We start from the raw sequence: 18,803 nt of genomic DNA, 5'->3' as shown, positions 1-18,803 counted from the left end.
ATCTACTCCTTTAACACGGCGTTTATATAACTCGACGGATCGAGCAGCACATTAGCTGCATCTGATACGTACGGGAAAATCCACTCAGTTCCGACTCCGTATAGAACGGACAGAGCTACGAGAAGTACAGCAGGGAACATCATCTGTTTGTAAGTTTTGGAGTTTGTCGGTCGTAACGCAACCGGCTCTCCCCAAAATGCATAAACGAAAATCCGAATAACGGATAGCAATACAATTAAGCTAGAAACGAGGATGACAATCGTTCCAAATAATTGTCCGTGTTCAAAGCCACCTTGGACAATGAGCAACTTACCGACAAATCCACTAAGGGGTGGAATGCCTGCGAGACCGAATGCGGCAATTAGGAACAGCCAACCGAGCGATGGATGGGTTTTTATTAAACCACCCATTTCACGCAAGTTGGACGTACCTGTGACATAGATCATAATTCCAATGATCAGGAACAATGCTCCTTTTATAAGCATGTCATGGATAAGATAGAAGACAGCTCCTTGCATGCCCGCTTCGTTCATCTGCGATACGCCGAACAAGATGACGCCGATCGCAATCAAGATATTGTAGATAATAATCTGTTTTAAATCGAAATACGCCAGTGCACCAATACATCCTGCAACGATGGTCAATAAGGCAAGAACCATCAGGATGGTGTGGGTGAAAGCTAGGTCATTGACGAAGAACAACGTATACGTACGTGTAATCGCGTAGACACCGACTTTAGTCAATAGCGCACCGAATAGTGCGAGTATCGGAACAGGAGGCGCAGCGTATGAGCCAGGCATCCAGAAGTAAAGAGGGAAGATTCCTGCTTTTATGCCGAATACGAGTAGCAGCATAATCCCGATGACTGAAATAATACCTGGTTGTCCGATTTCTGCGATTTTCTGACCGATATCAGCCATGTTGAGCGTTCCAACAACAGAATACAAATAAGCAATCGTAATAACAAAGAAAGCTGATGAAATGACGTTTACTAGTATGTACTTAATGGACTCGCGCAGCTGTCTCTTTTCTCCTCCAAGAACGATGAGAAGGTAAGAGGCGATCAGCAACACTTCGAAAAATACAAACATGTTAAAAATATCACCTGTAGTAAATGCACCATTGACTCCTGTAATCATGAAGAGAATGGCAGGGTAGTAGAAAAATCGTTCCCGTTCTTCACCGATTGCAGTGAAGCTATAGATCGCAACGAATAACGTAATTACTAACGTAGAAGTAACAAGTAACGCTGAGAACATGTCCGACACCATAGAAATGCCGAACGGAGCAGGCCAACTACCGAGTGTCAGTGTTTGAATGCCATCTGCTTTCACTTTCATGACGAGTGCAAAAGCAGAGACGATGCTTGCACTCAGTCCAATAACGGTGATGACTCGTTGGATCCGTACCTGTTCTTTAAAGAACAACAGTACAATAGCAAAGAAGAAGGGAATAATGATCGGAAACAATAGAAGGTTAATCATGCTCATCATTTCCTTTCATAGAATTCAAGTCATCCGTTTTGTGGACTGCATAAGTTCTATAAGCTAGAACCAAGATGAAAGCCGTAACTCCAAAACTGATAACAATTGCGGTTAAAATCAATGCTTGTGGAAGCGGATCTGCAAAGTCAGTAACGTCGTCCACTAGAACAGGAGGTGCACTTCCACCAAGTCCACCCATCGTGAGGATAAACAAGTGAGCTCCGTGACTTAACAAGCCTGTTCCGAGAATGACCTTAATCAGACTTCTGGATAGAATTAAGTAAATTGCAGCGGTGAAAAGTATTCCTGCTACAATCGCCATGAGTAATTCCATTACTCATCCCCTCCAATCGACTGAATGATAGTAATTGCAGCACCTACGACAACGAGGTAAACTCCAGAGTCGAAGATCATTGCTGTATGCAGTTCTGTGTTACCAAAGAGCGGTAAGTTGAAATGACCGAACGCATGCGTGAAAAATGGGACATTGAAAAATATAGAGCCTGCTGCAGTTCCAAGGGAAAGCAGCAATCCGATTGCGATGACGATGGTGAAATTGAACGGTAAGGTAGCTTTTACCGTTTCAAGGTCAAATGCAAGTAATAATAAAACAATTGCACCTGTCGTCAACAATCCTCCGACAAACCCTCCACCAGGAGCAAAGTGGCCTGCAAAGAAAATATGAATCGAGAATAAGGAAATGATGAAGAAAGTGACTTTAGCAGTCGTCTGTAAAATAACGTTATTTTTTTTCATCATCAGACTCCTTTCTCGACAAGCGAAGACGGATCATGCCGAGAACAGCAATTCCTGCAATCGAGAGTACAGCAATTTCAAATAATGTATCGAAACCACGGTAGTCAACGAGGATGACGTTCACGATATTACCACCGCCAGCTTCTGTATGGACGGTATCTTTGTAGAATTGTGAAATACTTGAAACCAGTTTATTAGAGTGAGCAGAAAGTGCGACGAGAGTTACAGATAGTCCAACAGCTACCGCAACAATTCCATTCACTAGTTTGTTCTGTTTCGTTTCGCCATGTGTTTTCATTGCTGGAAGATGACGGAACGCAAGAAGGAAGAGCGCGACTGAAATCGTCTCGATTACAAGTTGCGTCAACGCTAAGTCCGGTGCTTTGAATAACACGAAGAACAATGCGACTGAATAGCCAACTGCACCTAGTGCAATAATCGCGGAAATCCTGTTTTTTGACATGATCACCATGCCTGTCCCAAGGATGGCAACGATAGCGTTCATGACAGCGAATAACGTAATTGGAGATAGACTGCTCATATCCAATTCGAATGCGCCTTTAGCGAACAATACAGCAATGGTCATAACTGAGAAGAACGCAAACATATACAGTAGATACGTGCGGATGATACCCGTCATGTAGAGACGGGATAGCTTGTTCATGCCTTTTTCAGAAAGTGTCATAGCTCCATCATACAACGCGTTAAGCGATAGCTTTTCAGGTTGCAATCCGTAAACAGGTCGCCATTTTTTAATCGACGTGAAAAGTAGTGTACCGATTGCAATAACGCCAACTGTGAGCCACATTGGAACTGATGCGAATCCGTGCCACGCAGCTACGTGAACCGTTGCTTGTTCAGGCAAACTGTAAAGTTGTGGTTGCGCTGCCATGACAGCAGGTGCAACTAACCATTTCCCAACAACGTTCGGGATGAAGAAAATTGTGATGACGCTGGCTGCTAAAATAATTGGCGAAATCAGCATCCCAATAGGTGCTTCATGTGGTTGAAGCGGGAGCTTATTGAATTTCTTCTCGCCTGTGAAAGTCTTGAACACGAAGTAGAAGCTATAAACAAAGGTGAATACGCTTGCAATCCATGCAATTACAGGGAAGAGAATGCCCCACGTATCAAAGTTGAACAGTTCGAAATGCTTGAGTGCAACCATGGATTCCAAGAACAACTCTTTACTCAGGAATCCTCCGAATGGCGGAATACCAGCCATCGATAGTCCACCGATGAAAGCAACTGTAAAACTGATTGGCATAACGCTCATTAACCCACCGAGTTTACGAATATCACGTGTGCCGGTTTCATGATCAACAATTCCAGCAATCATGAACAAGCTGCCTTTAAAGACGGCGTGATTCACTAAGTGGAAGATCGCAGCAAACATTGCGAGTCTAAAGAGACCATCATTAGAATGGTAAGCGATTGCACCAGCACCGAGTAACGACATAATCAGACCTAATTGACTGACTGTAGAGAATGCGAGAATTCCTTTCAAGTCCGTTTGTTTGACCGCAAAGAAAGATCCCCACATCAATGTCAGTAGTCCGACTCCTGAAACGAGCCAAATCCAGACGGAAGACTCAGCGAAGATTGGCGTGAATCGTGCTACCAAATATAATCCCGCTTTGACCATTGTCGCAGAGTGCAAGTACGCACTGACAGGTGTCGGTGCTTCCATAGCGTCTGGTAGCCAAATATAAAATGGGAATTGTGCAGACTTAGTAAATGCCCCAAATAACAGAAGTACAGCTGCAAGTGTGAAGAGTGGGTCACCCGAGTAATCGGACAGACCTGCAATCAGTTCACGAATCGAATATGTATCTCCGAGGATGCCGAGAATCACGAATCCCCCGAGCATCATTAATCCTCCACCAACAGTAATCATCATCGATTTTAGCGCTCCGAAACGAGAACCATCACGCGTATACCAATAACCGATTAATAGGAATGATGAAATGGACGTCAATTCCCAGAACAAATACAGTGAGATGACGTTGTCTGACTGAACGACACCGAGCATAGCAGTCATGAAAAGCAATAAGTAAACATAGAAATTACCGAGCTTTTCTTTGCTCTTATCTAGATAGAATATTGAATACAGAACTACTAATGCACCAATCCCAGTAATGAGAAGAGTAAAGAGTAAACTGAGTCCATCTAAATACGAGACAAAAGAGATTCCTAGTGAAGGGATCCAATCAAACGAAGAAACTGCATGTTTTCCACTTGCAGTTACTGGTAAAAACGTACTGTAATAAGCAAACAGTACTACTGGTACTAACAAAACGAACCAGCCTGTATGTATTCGAGCGACCCGACGAAACAACGTCGGGATGAAAAGAGCCACTAATGCGGGCACGAATATAAACCAAACAAATTCCACTAAAAATCCTCCTTCCACGTAGTAACATGATGTAGACATTGCTTTAAAGTATAACGTAAAACATTGCGTTTTGCACTGTGGGCACTTGAAAGGGATTGCGGGAATTCAATCTCTTCCTATATTATAGAGTCACTGGATAAAACCAGTATATATTACTAGTAAGTTCGAGGTGTCTAATGAAAAATCCGTACTTGTTCAGTTATTTACCATTTTTTACAATCATGCTGTTTAGTTTGACCTTTGGTGTTTATACCGTCGGATTTTCATTAAGTCTTTTCCGGGAAATTGGTTTGTATAACGGGCTATTGGAATTTCTAACAGAAACTCAGCTTCGTTTGTTTATGCTAACGATTTTCGCACTAATCTACTTCATGGTATTTAGTGCACTGAAACTGATCGCAGAAACCATCCACGAAACAGCGATGTTGTTTTTCTTTAGACCTGTTTCTGAATCTGATAATACAATTTCTAACGTAACCGATGATCGAGGTGGGAAACTGATTTATTTCATCGGAGCCCTCGCTTCTGCATTTTCCATCCAGTCCATTTACGGGTTACTTCTTGTATTTATAGCTGTTACGTTTATTTACTTTGTTTACAGCACGTACATGTTGCACAACCAACTTCCGTTTTCATCGATTCTCGGAATCATTTTCTTTGAATTTCTTATCTGGGCGATTTTACTTGCTGTAGTTGCCTACATTTTACTGAGACTGTATAACGGAATTGCGGAGAGTATTCCAGGAGTAGAAAAAGACCAGCTGCCGATTGGCAGCTAGTCTTGAATTGCATCTGAAAATAATTGAAGGTGCTTTTTTTGTTCACTTTCTCGTTGTAGTGTTTGAGGTCGGTCATAGCCCATCCAAACGGCTGCTGTATAGCGTGAATCCATCCCAGCAACCCAGAGATCTTTATAGTTACTCGTAGTCCCTGTTTTTGCACCCACGTAAGAAGTAGTAGAATGAACTCCTTGAGCTGTGCCGGTTTCCACAGTCTCTCGTAACATAGAACGAATAGCGGTTGTTGTTTTCCGAGACCAAACTTCAGTCCTCTTATCTTCCCACTCATATAAGATTTTTCCTTGTCGATCTTTCACAGAGCGTATGGCCCTTGTAGGGTTGAACGTTCCATCTATAAAACTTGTATAGGCATTTGCCAGTTCGTAAGGCGTCATCCCTTTTTCAAAGCCACCAAGAGCAGCTGTGTACTGATGATCTTTTTCAGTAACGTATTTAAATCCAAAAGGAGTCAGATAGGCGAAGGCTTCTTCAATCCCAACTCGATGAAGCACTCGGACAGCGGTTGTATTATAACTTCTGCTAAATGCTTTTTTAACAGTGGAAACACCGTATGAATAGCCACCGAAATTTTCTGGACAGAAGTTCCCAATGCAGATTGCGCTACCATCAATGAGAGAGTTTTCCGTGTACGAACCGCTTTCCAAATAAGGGGCATAGACCAGTAACGGTTTAATGGCTGAGCCAGGTTGGCGAACCGCTTGGAACGACCGGTTGAAATCTGTTTTTCGATAGCCGAAGCCGCCGTACACACTAATCAGCTCTCGGGTTTTGTTATCTATAATAGCAGCACCAGATTGAACACCACTTCCAGCTAATCGACTCGATATGTTTGTTTCCACGCGTTTTTGTTTTGCTGGATTCAGTGCAGTATCGATTCGTACACCTGAATTGACTACAGTAGCAATCCGAACACTAAGAGCACGCTGAATAACGAGTTTTGCTTCCTCATCTTTTGCTGCACGTAACTGTTCAGTGAATCCTTCTTTTTCACTAATTAGCTGTTTCAACTCATCTAAAACATACGTATGGTAAGCAGGGAATTGACTGTTTTTTTGTTTAACCTTTAATTGGATAGGTGCGAGTTGAGCAACTTTTGTTTCTTCAGACGTAAGTACTTCACTTTTCAGCAACACTTGAAGAAGTCGCTCTTGACGTTTTTTTGTTCTGTCAAAATGTTTCAATGGATCATATAGCGAAGGATTATTTGGAATGGCTGCAAGAAAAGCAGTTTCTGCTTCGTTTAACTGTGCTAGGGGTTTACTGAAATAATAAGTAGCAGCAGCACCGATACCATACACCTGATTCCCGAAGTACATCTCATTCATATACATTTCTAGGATTTCATCTTTTGTTGACTGTTTTTCCAATTCTGCTGCGTAGAGAATTTCTTTGAATTTACGTTCATATGTCTTTTCTGGGGATAAAAACCGCATGCGCACGACTTGTTGAGTAATGGTAGAGGCTCCTTGACTAAGACCTTCTGAATTAACATTTACTGCAAATGCCCGTGCAATCGCTGCAACGTCATACCCTCGATGTTCGTAAAATCCTTTGTCTTCACTTTCCAAAAATAGTTGTTTTGCAAACAATGGAATTTCAGCAAGGGGAAGGGGATCCCGCCACTCAGCATATTCTTCTGCAAACAACTGTCCATTTCGATCATACAGTGCCATCGGTATCGTTACTTCTGGCTCTGACAATTCAATTGTCATTTCGACCTGCTCTTTATACGCATTTGCCTCATTCCATTCCACCGCGACCTCTTGTTGAAGCCAAAACAATAGCGGGAGACTTAACAAAGCGACAGCAAATCCGACAAGCTGTCTCACACTTGGTTCCTCCGTTCTTACAAATACCTATACAAAATATAGCACACTCCGCCTTGCGGAGTGTGCTATATTTTTAGGGGTTTTTCTGTTCGGACTCTGCCAAGAAGTCTTCGAAATCTTGTGTTGGTTTCCGTTTTGCATAGTAAAGGAAACCGAAACCAAGTAAGAACAACACACCAGTAGATATGAAGACTGACGATATACCAACGAAGCCACTAATAATTCCACCAAACATCGGCCCGATGATGTTTCCTAAGAAACGGAAACTTGTATTATATCCCATCACTTCACCTTGTATATCAAGTGGTGCTTCTCTTCGAACAAGTGCGGTCGTAATCGGAATCATACCGCCCATGGAAATACCGAAGAGCAATCGCCATACGACAAGTTGCCACAAGTTACTAACGAATGCTTGCGGGATGATGAAAATGAACGACAGCAACAACAGAAATCCTAGGACTTTTTCGTACCCGATATCATCGCCAAGCTTGCCCCACTTACGAGCAAACAGTAAGTTACCGACACCTGCAGCACTGAATGTAATTCCTGCTAGAAAAGCAACATCTTTTGCATCAGTTAAATGAGAGACATAGAGGGAAAGTAACGGCTGGATACTGAAGTTCCCAATCTGAATCAATGCCGTAACAACCATGACATTCAACATTAACCGGTGATGTAGAAGTCCGCTTAAGATCGTCTTACGAGAATATACGATTTCACGGCCAGTTTTCACTTTTCGTTGTTCCTTAATACCGAATACAATAATGAGAGCAGCGATAATAACAGAAATCGAAGTGATTACAAATGTGTACTTAAAACCGAAAGCATCGGCAAGAAGACCACCAAGTACAGGTCCGAATAAGGTACCTGTAACACTGCCCATTTGAAGTGTACCTAATCGTTTACCAGCTTCTTCACGTTTTGTGTTGGCGGAGATGAATGCAAGAGATGTGGGGATGAAACCAGTAACAACACCATTAAGTAAACGGAGTATGAAAAATGCTTCAACGGAATGGACGAAGCCCATTAGGAATACTGAAATAGCGATTCCGAAACCGTTTATGATAAGAATGGGCTTAAAGCCGTATTTGTCCGCAATTCTGCCCCATATTGGAGACATGATGAGGGCGGTGATAAATGTCGCGCCAAAAACTAGACCCGACCATTTCTGGACATAAGCATCTGAATAGTCGCCAAACGTTTCAATATATAATGACAAGAAAGGCATAATCATCGTCATTGTTCCGGCTACTAGAAAGTTTGACACCCAGATAATGATGAAATTTCTTTTTTGAATATCCATAGGTGACCTTCTTTCTATTTAACGAATTATTTCTTAAGTATAAAACAATTCGACTCCCGAAGGAAGTCAAGTGCTCGTACTTATATTTCGCAGAATCATGTGGTAAACTAATTTAGGGTGAGAGAATTGCATAAAAAACATTATATGCTCATGCTTATTTTAGCGTTGATTCTTGTTGTTTCCGCATGCGGAAAGCAAGAGGCTAAAGACAATGAGTCGGCATCTGAAAAAGATGAAACGACTCAAGCAAAAAAACCAGAACAAACGATTCCTAAGGAGGATTCCCAAATGTATCCACAACTATCAACTGAAGTAGCAGCAGGAGAAAAACTTATCACGATGAATACCACGCTAGGCCCGATCAAAATCAAGCTTTTTGAAGAAAAAGCACCAAAAACAGTTAAGAACTTCTTAACTCATGCGAAAGACGGCTATTATGATGGACTTATCTTCCACCGCGTTATTAAAGACTTTATGATTCAAGGTGGCGACCCAACTGGAACAGGTATGGGCGGAGAAAGTATTTACGGAGATTCATTCGAAGACGAATTCACTTTGGATCTTTTCAACTTGAATGGGGCTTTGTCTATGGCAAATGCAGGTCCAAATACAAACGGTAGCCAATTCTTCATCGTTCAAGCTTCTAGTTTAGCTGGCGCATCTGCGGATCAGTTGAAAAAAGGTGGCTGGCCAGAAGAGATTGCTAACGCTTACGCAGAACGTGGCGGCACACCTCACTTGGACCAAAAACATACTGTTTTCGGACAAGTTATTGAAGGTATGGATATTGTGAATAAGATTGCCACTGTTAAAACAGGTGCTCAAGACAAGCCGGTTGAAGATGTGAAAATCGAGTCAATTGAAATTCAAGGCGAATAATCTCTCCACTATTAAATTTACTTGTTAGGAAGTGCTATACATGGTGACAGTTCTAATGCCTTTCCTGTACTTTCCGGAAGACAAATCAGAATATATCCCAGCAGCCATTTCCTTTGCTTTTTTCATGGTACTCCTTGTCCTCACATTCATGTGGATCAAGCGTAATTCTAAAAAGCAAGAATTGGAAACGAAAGAATTAGAAGAACGCATTTTGCGAGAACGCAAAGAAGCGCGAGAACAAAAAAAAGAGCATCCTCATTTATGAGGATGCTCTTTTTTTTAGTTTTCCATGCCTTTTATAAAACGACTTACGCCGTCTTGCACAGTCGAGAGACACGTCGCGACGTTCATCCGTAAAAATCCGCGGCCTGATTCACCGTATTTCGTTCCAGGCTCAAGTGCTAATTTCCCTTTGTGAAGTAACTTGTCCATCATTTCATCCTCTGAAAGTCCAGTCCCTCTGTAGTCAATCCACAACAAGTATGTACCCTGAGGTTTTGTAATTGAAATACCTGGAACTTGTGTAGTGAGTGTTTCAATAACGTAATCCATATTTTCAGAGATCGTCGTCAATAACTTCTCAAGCCAAGGTTCGCCGTGTCGATATGCTGCTTTTAGCGCAACGTTAGCAAAAGCATTTAGCTCCATTTGCCCATGGGCCATGCCATTATCGCGTAACTGCTCACGTAGGTTTTCATCAGGAATGATCATCATAGAAGCTTGAATTCCTGCTAAGTTAAATGTTTTAGTAGGTGCGACACAAGTAATAATTCGGTTTACTTCATCGCCTGCAGCCATGTGCAATGGCGTGTGTGTGTAAGGAGCAAATACAAGATCAGCATGAATTTCATCAGACAGAATCAGCACATCGTATTTCGCACAAAGCCGAACGATTTCTGACAAAACACTTTCAGGCCATACAATTCCGCCAGGATTATGAGGATTGCAAAAAATGAATAGTTTGACATTTTTCTTTAGAGATTCCTCGAATTGAACGAAATCTATTGTATATGTACCTTCTTTTTCAGTGAGCATGCACTCTTCTAGAGTCCGCTTTTGCAATGCAGGGATGCTTGAAAATGGTGCATACACAGGTGGCGTGATGAGCACGCTATCTCCTTCGTTCGTCAACGTTTCAACAACTGACGCAATGGCAGGAACTACACCGTGATGAGACAGCATCCATTCGTTTTCAGTTTGCCAGCCATGTTTGTTTAACAGCCATTCGCGGATTGCATCTTTACACTCTTCACATACGTACGAATAACCAAATACGCCGTGGTCCAAACGTTCCCTAAGGGCATCGATGACAGGCTGTGGGGCAGCAAAGTCCATATCGGCAATCCACATAGGAAGAATGTCTTCCGTATTGTCAATTCCGTAAATTCGATCCATCCGATCCCATTTCATTGACGATGTATTTCGTCTATTTACAGTAGTTGTGAATTCTTTCATGTGTATTCCCCCTCGGTCTGTTTTCTTTTTCATACCTATGCTATCATAAACAAAAACAAAAAATCAGGTGACTTGACGTGCAAACTGCAAAAATTACAAAAAAAGCGATAACGTTACTAGAAGAATGGGATCCTTTCCTTGCGGGGCCTAAGGCATATGAACTAGAAATAGCGGATGTGGTAGCAGATTTACATGTATTAGATCATCCAACAGATTTAGCTAAACGCATACGTGAAGTGTACGAGCGTACCTATGAAATGTGGATTCCTTTAGAGGACTGCATGCAAATCTCATATAAATTATTGGCTGTAAAGTTTGAAGAAAAATGCATCATCTCTTGAATTTCGAGTACATAGGTTGGTAACATCTGTCTAAAAGACTATCTTTTGCTCCACAAGTATTCAAATGGTATACTAGAAGTGGCCTTAATGGCAATTCCAGATATACAAAACAGAATTGGGAGCTGTTCACATGGCAGGTAAATATGAAGCCGGCGAAGAACTATCAGGGACAGTTACAGGCATTCAACCTTATGGTGCGTTTGTAGCTCTTGATGACTCCACTCAAGGACTCGTACACATTTCTGAAATAACATACGGATTTGTGAAGGATATCCACGAACACTTATCAGTGGGGCAACAAGTGACCGTGAAAGTATTAGAAGTTGAAGAGGCGGATAAAAAAATTAGCTTATCAATACGTGCTTTACAAGAACCACCAGCACCCATTAAGAAGGTAAACCGCCCACGCAAGTCGCTACAAGAAAAAGTGGATGAACATGATGAAAAGGGATTCAACTCTTTGAAAGACAAATTGAGAGACTGGATCGACAAATCAGGATATTAAAAGGGAGAAGAGGCGTTTATGCCTCTCCTCCTTTTTTGTTTTTTCGAAGTCTATATTGCAAGTTTTGTCGACTCATAGAGAGTGCATTTGCAGTTCGTGTAATATTGCCGTCGTGAATAGTAAGTGCTCGTTGTAAGTAGTATGACTCCGCTTCACGTAAAAACTGATCAAGTGGAAGAAGGTCTTTTTCGCTCGGCATAATGAAAGAAGGTAAGATGGTTAGTCCTTGGTCTTGCACGGTGCTCTTATTTCTAAAATATAAAGGAAGCATATCGACTGTGATAGTTGTTTCAGCAGTAGTAAGGGATGCAACTTCGTTCAACAACATTTCGAGTTCCCTTATATTGCCTGGCCAAGAATAGGAAAGTAAGAGGTCTTCTACCGCTTCTGTGATCGTACTCAGAGCAGTTCCAAGACTTTCTTTTCTCCGATCCAAATATCGTTGGACAAAAGGAAGTATGTCTTCTTTTCGCTCTCGTAAAGGTGGGAAACGGATAGTGAATGATGCGAAAAAGTAATAGAGCTCTTTCAATAAGCTTCCAGAAGCTATAAGTTCAACAGGATCCTCACCAATACTTGCGATGAACTGGCGCTGATGTAAATCTGAGCTTTCTAAAACAGTAAGCAACTTACGTTGTAGCTCAATGGATAAAAAGTCGATTCTTTCACAAAATAGTGTGAACGATGAATCAGTTTCCAATTCGTTTTCGAGACGATCAATCGATTGATGATCGGAGCGATTGCAATACAACGTGTAAAATGACGAATCTACTACAGGGACTTCATGATGAATTCCTTGAGCAACTAAGTCTTTACCAGTACCCGCTTCGCCAACAAGCAAGACAGGAAGTTTTGCGCGAACCGCTTTTTTTGCAGTTGCGATAATTTTTTTCATAGACTCTGATTCTGCTACGATGTGATCTAATAAAACGGGTTCTCGATCCTTCTTCAGCGGCTCAAGTACAAATTTTTCTAATGCAGTCACGTCGTGTGAGAGTTCCACTGCGCCAATAAGCACACCATCATTAAAAATAGGATAACTGTTGTTTATAGTTGTTATTTCTGTCTCATTTTGGTTCCAATAGGTCTGTTTAATATTCAATTGCTCTTTACCATTTTGTAAGACTTCCATCAAAGTACTTGGTTGTTGACGGAAATTGAATAGTTCCATGATGGACAAATCTCGAATATCTTCAAGATCTAGACCTTCAATTTCTTTCATTTTATCGTTGTAAATTATCGTTCTACCCTCGCTGTTTACGGCATGAATTCCAACTCCGGCGCGCTTTACAGCAAATTCATAAAAAGGAAAGAGGGACTCTTCGAAAGCACTCATAGAGTGACACCGCCTATCTTTTTTCGCTATGCAAACAATAATGCTTGCAATGTGCAATATTATCTTGCATTATTATAAGTGTAATTAACAACTAAGTGCAAATATTATTTGCATGACCTATCTAAAGGAGGACTATCATGATTCCGTACAAACATGAACCGTTCACAGATTTTACAATCGAAGAAAATAAAAAAGCATTCTTAGAAGGTCTTAAGACTGTAGAAGCTTACTTGGGTAAAGATTATCCCCTAATCGTAGGCGGAGAACGCATCATGACTGATGATAAACTAGTATCCTTCAACCCAGCTAATAAAGAAGAAATTATTGGACGTGTATCTAAAGCAAGCAAAGATATCGCAGAAAAAGCAATGAAAGTTGCAGACGAGACATTCAACACTTGGAGAAAAACAGACGCAAAAATGCGTGCTGACATTCTTTTCAAAGCTGCAGCTATCGTTCGTCGTCGCAAGCATGAGTTCTCTGCACTCTTAACTAAAGAAGCAGGTAAGCCTTGGAACGAAGCGGATGCAGATACTGCTGAAGCAATCGATTTCCTTGAGTACTATGCTCGTCAAATGCTTACACTTAAAGACGGAATGCCAGTAGAAAGCCGTCCTGGTGAATTTAACCGTTTCGATTATATTCCTTTAGGAGTTGGCGTTGTTATCTCTCCATGGAACTTTGCATTCGCAATCATGGCAGGAACTACAGTCGCTGCACTCGTTACAGGAAATACAGTACTCTTGAAGCCAGCTTCAACAACTCCAGTAGTTGCTTATAAATTCATGGAAGTACTCGAAGAAGCAGGAATGCCTGCAGGCGTTGTAAACTATGTGCCTGGATCTGGCGCTGAAGTAGGAGACTACTTAGTTGACCATCCACGTACTCGTTTCATCTCATTCACGGGTTCACGTGAAGTTGGAACACGAATTTACGAGCGTGCTTCTAAAGTGAACGAAGGACAAATCTGGTTGAAGCGTGTTATCGCTGAAATGGGCGGAAAAGATACAATCGTTGTTGACAACGAAGCGGATCTTGAACTTGCTGCTCAGTCTATCGTAAAATCAGCATTTGGTTTCAGCGGACAGAAATGTTCAGCATGTTCACGTGCGATTATTCACGAAGACGTTTATGACACAGTTGTTGCACGTGTCGAAGAACTTACAAAAGAATTGACTTACGGCGATCCAGCTGACCAGTCGAACTTTGCAGGTCCAGTTATCGACCAAGCAGCGTATGATAAAATCATGAACTATGTTGAAATCGGTAAAGAAGAAGGACGTCTAGTTGTCGGTGGAGAAGGCGATAGTTCAAAAGGATTCTTCATCGCTCCAACTGTTTTCGCTGACGTTTCTCCTGAAGCACGCATCATGAAAGAAGAAGTATTCGGTCCATTCGTAGCGCTTGCAAAAGCGAAGAACTTTACAGAGTCTATCGAAATGGCAAACGACACAGATTACGGCTTAACAGGTGCTGTTATCACAACAAACCGTGAACACATCCAACAAGCTCGTGAAGATTTTCACTGTGGTAACTTGTACTTCAACCGAGGTTGCACAGGTGCAATCGTTGGTTACCAGCCATTCGGAGGCTTCAACATGTCTGGTACAGATTCAAAAGCAGGTGGCCCGGACTACTTGCAACTTCACATGCAAGGTAAAACAACTTCAGAAATGCTTTAAGAACAACTACAAGCAGTTGCCTGTCAAAAGACAGGCGCTGTCTTTACATACCTAACCGAGGAGGGAATTTTAATGTCAGTATCTCAACAAGTGATTGAACAAACAAACAAGTATGGTGCACCAAACTACCATCCACTACCGATTGTTATCTCAGAAGCAGAAGGTGTATGGGTTAAGGATCCAGAAGGAAACAAATTTATGGATATGCTCTCTGCATACTCTGCAGTAAACCAAGGGCACCGTCACCCTAAAATCATTCAAGCACTTAAAGATCAGGCAGATAAAGTTACTCTTACATCACGTGCATTCCACAGTGATCAGCTAGGACCTTGGTACGCTAAAATTACTGAACTCTCTGGGAAAGCTATGGCATTACCAATGAACACAGGTGCTGAAGCTGTTGAAACAGCTATCAAAGCAGCGCGTCGTTGGGCATATGATGTTAAAGGCGTAGAAGAGAACAAAGCAGAAATCATCGGCTGTGAAGGCAACTTCCACGGACGTACAATGGGAGCAGTTTCCCTATCTTCTGATCCTGAATATAAGCGTGGATTCGGTCCAATGCTTCCAGGTATCAAGCTAGTTCCTTATGGCGATGCTGACGCTCTTGAGCAAGCGATTACAAAAAACACAGCAGCGTTCATCGTTGAACCGATTCAAGGTGAAGCGGGAATTATCATTCCTACAGAAGGCTATTTAAAGAAGGCGCGTGAACTTTGTAAAGAAAATAATGTCTTGTTCATTGCTGACGAAATCCAAGCGGGTCTTTGCCGTACAGGTAAAATGTTTGCTTGTGAGTGGGATGATGTTAATCCGGACATGTATATTCTAGGTAAAGCACTTGGTGGTGGAGTTTTCCCAATCTCTTGTGTTGTTGCTGACAAAGAAATTCTCGAAGTCTTCAACCCAGGCTCACACGGGTCAACATTCGGAGGAAATCCGATGGCATGTGCGGTTTCAATTGCTTCATTAGACGTGTTAATCGACGAGAAGCTTGCAGAGCAATCTCTTGAACTTGGTAACTACTTCAAAGAACAGCTACAGACAATTGAAAACGACGTCATTAAAGAAGTACGTGGCCGTGGTCTATTCATCGGTATGGAGTTAACAGAAGAAGCTCGTCCTTACTGTGAAAAGTTGAAAGAACTTGGATTGCTTTGTAAAGAAACACATGATACAGTGATTCGTTTTGCTCCACCTCTGGTCATTACTAAAGAAGAACTTGACTGGGCACTCGGTAAAATCAAGAGCGTTTTTGCTAACTAAAATTTCTTTCCAATTATGATGAACAATATGATACTATGAATAAGAAAAAAACAATATAAACAAAGAGGCGAGCCATTACAATGACTGAAAACCTGAATCTGTTCACATCCACACAAGTTGTTATTAAAGAAGCACTTGACAAGCTGGGCTACGATGAAGGAATGTATGAACTCCTTAAAGAACCAATGCGCATGACGGAAGTAAGAATCCCAATTAAGATGGATGATGGGAAAGTAAAAGTCTTCACTGGGTTCCGCGGTCAACACAATGACGCTGTCGGACCTACAAAAGGTGGAGTTCGTTTTCACCCTGATGTCACTCTAGATGAAGTGCGTGCACTTTCTATGTGGATGACACTGAAAGCTGGAATTGTGGATTTACCATATGGTGGCGGTAAAGGCGGCGTAGTTTGTGATCCGCGTGAAATGTCTATGGATGAATTGGAAAAGCTTAGTCGCGGATACGTCCGTGCGTTGTCTCAAGTTATGGGGCCAACAAAAGATATTCCTGCACCAGACGTCTTCACTAACTCACAAATCATGGCGTGGATGATGGATGAATACAGCAGAATTGATGAGTTCAACTCACCTGGATTCATTACAGGGAAACCTATCGTTCTAGGTGGTTCTCAAGGTCGCGATCGTGCGACTGCTGAAGGTGTTACGATTATTATCAATGAAGCAGCAAAACGTCGTGGTATTGATATGAAAGGTGCTCGTGTAGTTATCCAAGGATTTGGTAACGCAGGTAGCTTCCTTTCTAAGTTCTTACATGATGCTGGCGCTAAAGTAATCGGAATCTCAGATGCTTACGGTGCACTTCACGATCCAAATGGTTTGGATATCGATTACTTGCTTGATCGTCGTGATAGTTTCGGAACAGTAACGACATTGTTCGAAAACACATTGACGAACGAAGAGTTGTTGGAATTAGATTGTGATATCCTTGTACCAGCTGCAATTGAAAACCAAATCACTGAGCACAATGCAAATAACATCAAAGCTTCAATAGTTGTGGAAGCAGCTAATGGTCCGACAACTAGTGAAGCAACTAAAATTCTTACTGAACGTGGCATCTTGTTAGTTCCTGACGTATTGGCGAGTGCTGGCGGAGTTACCGTTTCGTACTTCGAGTGGGTTCAGAACAACATGGGTTACTACTGGTCTGAAGAAGAAGTTCGCGAAAAAATGACTCTTAAAATGGTGACTGCTTTTGAAAACGTTTATTCGCAGGCAACAACACGTGGCATTGACATGCGTCTAGCGGCTTACATGATTGGTATCCGTAAAACTGCGGAAGCATCACGTTTCCGTGGATGGGCATAAGAAACATTTAGACACTCCTCTTTTGAGGGGTGTTTTATTTATGGGATGGGCAGAACAGTTGCATCAGAATCATCCGTAAAACATAATGGAAGTAGTCTGAGGAGGCGATTCAGTTTGGATAATTTTATCTTTCACAATCCAGTGAAATTGATGTTTGGTAAGGGACAAGTATCAAATTTAGCAGGAGAACTCAAAAAGTATGGAAATAACGTTCTCGTCGTCTACGGTGGGGGGAGCATTAAAAAGAATGGTGTTTATGAGGATGTCATGAATACGCTGAAAGATGGCGGGTTGACTGTCCATGAGTTTGGTGGCGTGGAACCAAATCCTAGACTCACCACTGCGATTGCAGCGGCAGATTTATGTAAACGAGCAAATATTGACGTAATTATCGCAGTAGGTGGCGGATCAGTTATAGACTGTACAAAGCTAATTGCTTGTGCTGCAAAATACGACGGAAATCCTTGGGATTTTGTTGTACAAAAAGCAGTCCCTCAAGATGCACTACCGTTCGGTACCGTATTAACACTATCTGCAACTAGTTCTGAAATGAATGCAGGTTCTGTTATTACTAATGAAGAAACTCAAGAAAAGTATGGATGGGGAACACCGTTCAACTATCCAAAGTTCTCAATTTTAGACCCAACCTATACGATGTCTGTACCTAGAGATCAAACTGTAAACGGAATTGTGGATACAATGTCTCATATATTTGAAGAATACTTCAATGAATCTTCGAATACGCCATTCCAAGATGAAATGTGTGAGAGTGCTCTACGCACATTAATCTCTACGGGCGCAGAAGTCGTGGATAACCCGAATGATTACGACTTAAGAGCGACTATGATGCTTGCGGGTGTATGGGGGTTGAATGGCTTCTTACGTATGGGGTATGCAGGAGATTGGGGAACACATGAAATGGAGCACGCAGTATCAGCGGTGTACGACATTCCACACGCAGGAGGATTGTCTATTCTATTCCCACAGTGGATGCGTTATACAATGCATTTGAATCCACAACGCTTTGCACAATTAGCTATAAATTCATTTGGGGTAGATGCTACAGGGAAGTCTGATGAAGAAACAGCGTTAGAAGGAATCTCTAAACTAGAAGAGTTCTGGGCCTCAATTGGTGCACCAGGTAAACTTGCAGATTTCGATATTGATGGATCGAAAATTGAATTAATGGCAGAAAAAGCAGCTTCACGAGGACCGGTTGGAAACTTTGCGAAACTCGGTAAGGACGATGTTGTTCAAATTTTGAAGAATTCATTGTAACCAAAAGCGCGAGTCAACTTTACAGTTGACTCGCGCTTTTGGTTATTCTGGCAGTTTCCTACGGTTTTCAATCAGATTTGAACTGTTTGTACCTGTCCACGATTCAACTCCGTCATCACCAACTAATGAAATGATGACGTCTTGAATGCCTTTTTGATTAAGAATCGTA

General features: G+C 41.9%; 18 protein-coding genes (1 of these 18 only partly in view). 9 read left to right on the top strand and 9 right to left on the bottom strand.

Annotated features, from left to right (window positions below; translation table 11 throughout):
• Nucleotides 1–2: 2 nt before the first annotated feature.
• Genes ACRPI0_RS10395 through ACRPI0_RS10380 form a run of 4 tightly spaced genes read right to left on the bottom strand, consistent with a single transcriptional unit; the run spans nt 3 to nt 4,635 of the window.
• A complete protein-coding gene (locus ACRPI0_RS10395) occupies nt 3–1,484 on the bottom strand; it encodes a Na+/H+ antiporter subunit D (protein WP_432355937.1) in 1,482 nt (493 codons plus the stop codon).
• Nucleotides 1,477–1,818, bottom strand: a complete 342-nt coding sequence (locus ACRPI0_RS10390) for a Na(+)/H(+) antiporter subunit C (protein WP_432352566.1) — start codon at nt 1,816–1,818, stop codon at nt 1,477–1,479. The genes ACRPI0_RS10395 and ACRPI0_RS10390 overlap by 8 nt, the downstream gene beginning before the upstream one ends.
• Nucleotides 1,818–2,240: a Na(+)/H(+) antiporter subunit B gene (locus tag ACRPI0_RS10385; RefSeq protein WP_432355936.1), complete on the bottom strand. Its 423-nt coding sequence runs from the start codon at nt 2,238–2,240 to the stop codon at nt 1,818–1,820. The genes ACRPI0_RS10390 and ACRPI0_RS10385 overlap by 1 nt, the downstream gene beginning before the upstream one ends.
• Complete coding sequence (locus ACRPI0_RS10380; RefSeq protein ID WP_432352565.1) at nt 2,227–4,635, bottom strand: Na+/H+ antiporter subunit A; 2,409 nt, start codon at nt 4,633–4,635, stop codon at nt 2,227–2,229. The genes ACRPI0_RS10385 and ACRPI0_RS10380 overlap by 14 nt, the downstream gene beginning before the upstream one ends.
• A 176-nt stretch (nt 4,636–4,811) precedes the next feature.
• Here ACRPI0_RS10380 and ACRPI0_RS10375 point away from each other — a divergent pair, with 176 nt between their 5' ends.
• The gene (locus tag ACRPI0_RS10375; RefSeq protein WP_432352564.1) at nt 4,812–5,414 is read left to right on the top strand and encodes a DUF5366 family protein; all 603 of its coding nucleotides are present in this window, start codon (nt 4,812–4,814) and stop codon (nt 5,412–5,414) included.
• Here the strand turns inward: ACRPI0_RS10375 and ACRPI0_RS10370 are convergent.
• Both ACRPI0_RS10370 and ACRPI0_RS10365 read right to left on the bottom strand, forming a co-directional pair.
• Nucleotides 5,411–7,264 (bottom strand): transglycosylase domain-containing protein, encoded by a 1,854-nt coding sequence (locus tag ACRPI0_RS10370; RefSeq protein ID WP_432352563.1) that lies wholly within the window; start codon nt 7,262–7,264, stop codon nt 5,411–5,413. The two genes, ACRPI0_RS10375 and ACRPI0_RS10370, sit on opposite strands and share 4 nt — an antisense overlap.
• 73 nt (nt 7,265–7,337) lie before the next feature.
• Entirely contained in the window at nt 7,338–8,567 is a 1,230-nt protein-coding gene (locus tag ACRPI0_RS10365) for an MFS transporter (RefSeq protein ID WP_432352562.1), read from the bottom strand.
• A gap of 288 nt (nt 8,568–8,855) precedes the next feature.
• Between ACRPI0_RS10365 and ACRPI0_RS10360 the strand changes: the two genes are divergently transcribed.
• Entirely contained in the window at nt 8,856–9,446 is a 591-nt protein-coding gene (locus ACRPI0_RS10360) for a peptidylprolyl isomerase (protein WP_432355935.1), read from the top strand.
• 40 nt (nt 9,447–9,486) lie between these two features.
• Nucleotides 9,487–9,711 (top strand): hypothetical protein, encoded by a 225-nt coding sequence (locus ACRPI0_RS10355; RefSeq protein WP_432352561.1) that lies wholly within the window; start codon nt 9,487–9,489, stop codon nt 9,709–9,711.
• A gap of 14 nt (nt 9,712–9,725) precedes the next feature.
• On the opposite strand, the gene ACRPI0_RS10350 is transcribed toward ACRPI0_RS10355, so the two are convergent.
• Nucleotides 9,726–10,901, bottom strand: a complete 1,176-nt coding sequence (locus ACRPI0_RS10350) for a MalY/PatB family protein (RefSeq protein WP_432352560.1) — start codon at nt 10,899–10,901, stop codon at nt 9,726–9,728.
• A 77-nt stretch (nt 10,902–10,978) separates the two neighbouring features.
• On the opposite strand from ACRPI0_RS10350, the gene ACRPI0_RS10345 reads away from it, so the two are divergent.
• Complete coding sequence (locus ACRPI0_RS10345; RefSeq protein WP_432352559.1) at nt 10,979–11,242, top strand: DUF1871 family protein; 264 nt, start codon at nt 10,979–10,981, stop codon at nt 11,240–11,242.
• 130 nt (nt 11,243–11,372) lie between these two features.
• On the top strand, nt 11,373–11,747 hold the full coding sequence (yugI, locus tag ACRPI0_RS10340; protein WP_432352558.1) for a S1 domain-containing post-transcriptional regulator GSP13: 375 nt from the start codon (nt 11,373–11,375) through the stop codon (nt 11,745–11,747).
• Nucleotides 11,748–11,763: 16 nt separating this feature from the next.
• On the opposite strand, the gene ACRPI0_RS10335 is transcribed toward yugI, so the two are convergent.
• Nucleotides 11,764–13,083: a sigma 54-interacting transcriptional regulator gene (locus ACRPI0_RS10335; RefSeq protein WP_432352557.1), complete on the bottom strand. Its 1,320-nt coding sequence runs from the start codon at nt 13,081–13,083 to the stop codon at nt 11,764–11,766.
• 134 nt (nt 13,084–13,217) lie between these two features.
• Between ACRPI0_RS10335 and pruA the strand changes: the two genes are divergently transcribed.
• The 4 genes from pruA (at nt 13,218) to ACRPI0_RS10315 (ending at nt 18,634) form a co-directional block, all read left to right on the top strand.
• Nucleotides 13,218–14,765, top strand: coding sequence for an L-glutamate gamma-semialdehyde dehydrogenase (gene pruA / locus ACRPI0_RS10330; RefSeq protein ID WP_432355934.1), 1,548 nt, complete (start codon nt 13,218–13,220; stop codon nt 14,763–14,765).
• Nucleotides 14,766–14,837: 72 nt separating this feature from the next.
• Nucleotides 14,838–16,031 (top strand): ornithine--oxo-acid transaminase, encoded by a 1,194-nt coding sequence (locus tag ACRPI0_RS10325; RefSeq protein ID WP_432352556.1) that lies wholly within the window; start codon nt 14,838–14,840, stop codon nt 16,029–16,031.
• Nucleotides 16,032–16,111: 80 nt separating this feature from the next.
• Nucleotides 16,112–17,356: a Glu/Leu/Phe/Val family dehydrogenase gene (locus ACRPI0_RS10320; protein WP_432352555.1), complete on the top strand. Its 1,245-nt coding sequence runs from the start codon at nt 16,112–16,114 to the stop codon at nt 17,354–17,356.
• Between the two features lie 114 nt (nt 17,357–17,470).
• Nucleotides 17,471–18,634, top strand: a complete 1,164-nt coding sequence (locus ACRPI0_RS10315) for an iron-containing alcohol dehydrogenase (protein WP_432352554.1) — start codon at nt 17,471–17,473, stop codon at nt 18,632–18,634.
• Nucleotides 18,635–18,676: 42 nt separating this feature from the next.
• On the opposite strand, the gene ACRPI0_RS10310 is transcribed toward ACRPI0_RS10315, so the two are convergent.
• Nucleotides 18,677–18,803 carry the 3' end of a cation diffusion facilitator family transporter gene (locus tag ACRPI0_RS10310; RefSeq protein ID WP_432352553.1) on the bottom strand. Its footprint extends 872 nt past the window's final position, so the window shows 127 of its 999 coding nt (coding positions 873–999); its start codon lies off the right edge, out of view; its stop codon occupies nt 18,677–18,679.

The organism is Sporosarcina sp. A2, assembly GCF_050858885.1.
Lineage (GTDB): Bacteria > Bacillota > Bacilli > Bacillales_A > Planococcaceae > Sporosarcina.
The sequence above is the reverse complement of the archived record's forward strand: the minus strand, read 5'-3'. Positions and strand labels throughout refer to the sequence as shown.

Excerpts from the sequence above, each read along its gene's own strand:
- ACRPI0_RS10395 (WP_432355937.1), bottom strand. The coding sequence starts at position 1,484 with ATGATTAACCTTCTATTGTTTCCGATCATTATTCCCTTCTTCTTTGCT.
- ACRPI0_RS10390 (WP_432352566.1), bottom strand. The coding sequence starts at position 1,818 with ATGGAATTACTCATGGCGATTGTAGCAGGAATACTTTTCACCGCTGCA.
- ACRPI0_RS10385 (WP_432355936.1), bottom strand. The coding sequence starts at position 2,240 with ATGAAAAAAAATAACGTTATTTTACAGACGACTGCTAAAGTCACTTTC.
- ACRPI0_RS10375 (WP_432352564.1), top strand. The coding sequence starts at position 4,812 with ATGAAAAATCCGTACTTGTTCAGTTATTTACCATTTTTTACAATCATG.
- ACRPI0_RS10365 (WP_432352562.1), bottom strand. The coding sequence starts at position 8,567 with ATGGATATTCAAAAAAGAAATTTCATCATTATCTGGGTGTCAAACTTT.
- ACRPI0_RS10360 (WP_432355935.1), top strand. The coding sequence starts at position 8,856 with ATGTATCCACAACTATCAACTGAAGTAGCAGCAGGAGAAAAACTTATC.
- ACRPI0_RS10355 (WP_432352561.1), top strand. The coding sequence starts at position 9,487 with ATGGTGACAGTTCTAATGCCTTTCCTGTACTTTCCGGAAGACAAATCA.
- ACRPI0_RS10350 (WP_432352560.1), bottom strand. The coding sequence starts at position 10,901 with ATGAAAGAATTCACAACTACTGTAAATAGACGAAATACATCGTCAATG.
- yugI (WP_432352558.1), top strand. The coding sequence starts at position 11,373 with ATGGCAGGTAAATATGAAGCCGGCGAAGAACTATCAGGGACAGTTACA.
- ACRPI0_RS10335 (WP_432352557.1), bottom strand. The coding sequence starts at position 13,083 with ATGAGTGCTTTCGAAGAGTCCCTCTTTCCTTTTTATGAATTTGCTGTA.
- ACRPI0_RS10325 (WP_432352556.1), top strand. The coding sequence starts at position 14,838 with ATGTCAGTATCTCAACAAGTGATTGAACAAACAAACAAGTATGGTGCA.
- ACRPI0_RS10320 (WP_432352555.1), top strand. The coding sequence starts at position 16,112 with ATGACTGAAAACCTGAATCTGTTCACATCCACACAAGTTGTTATTAAA.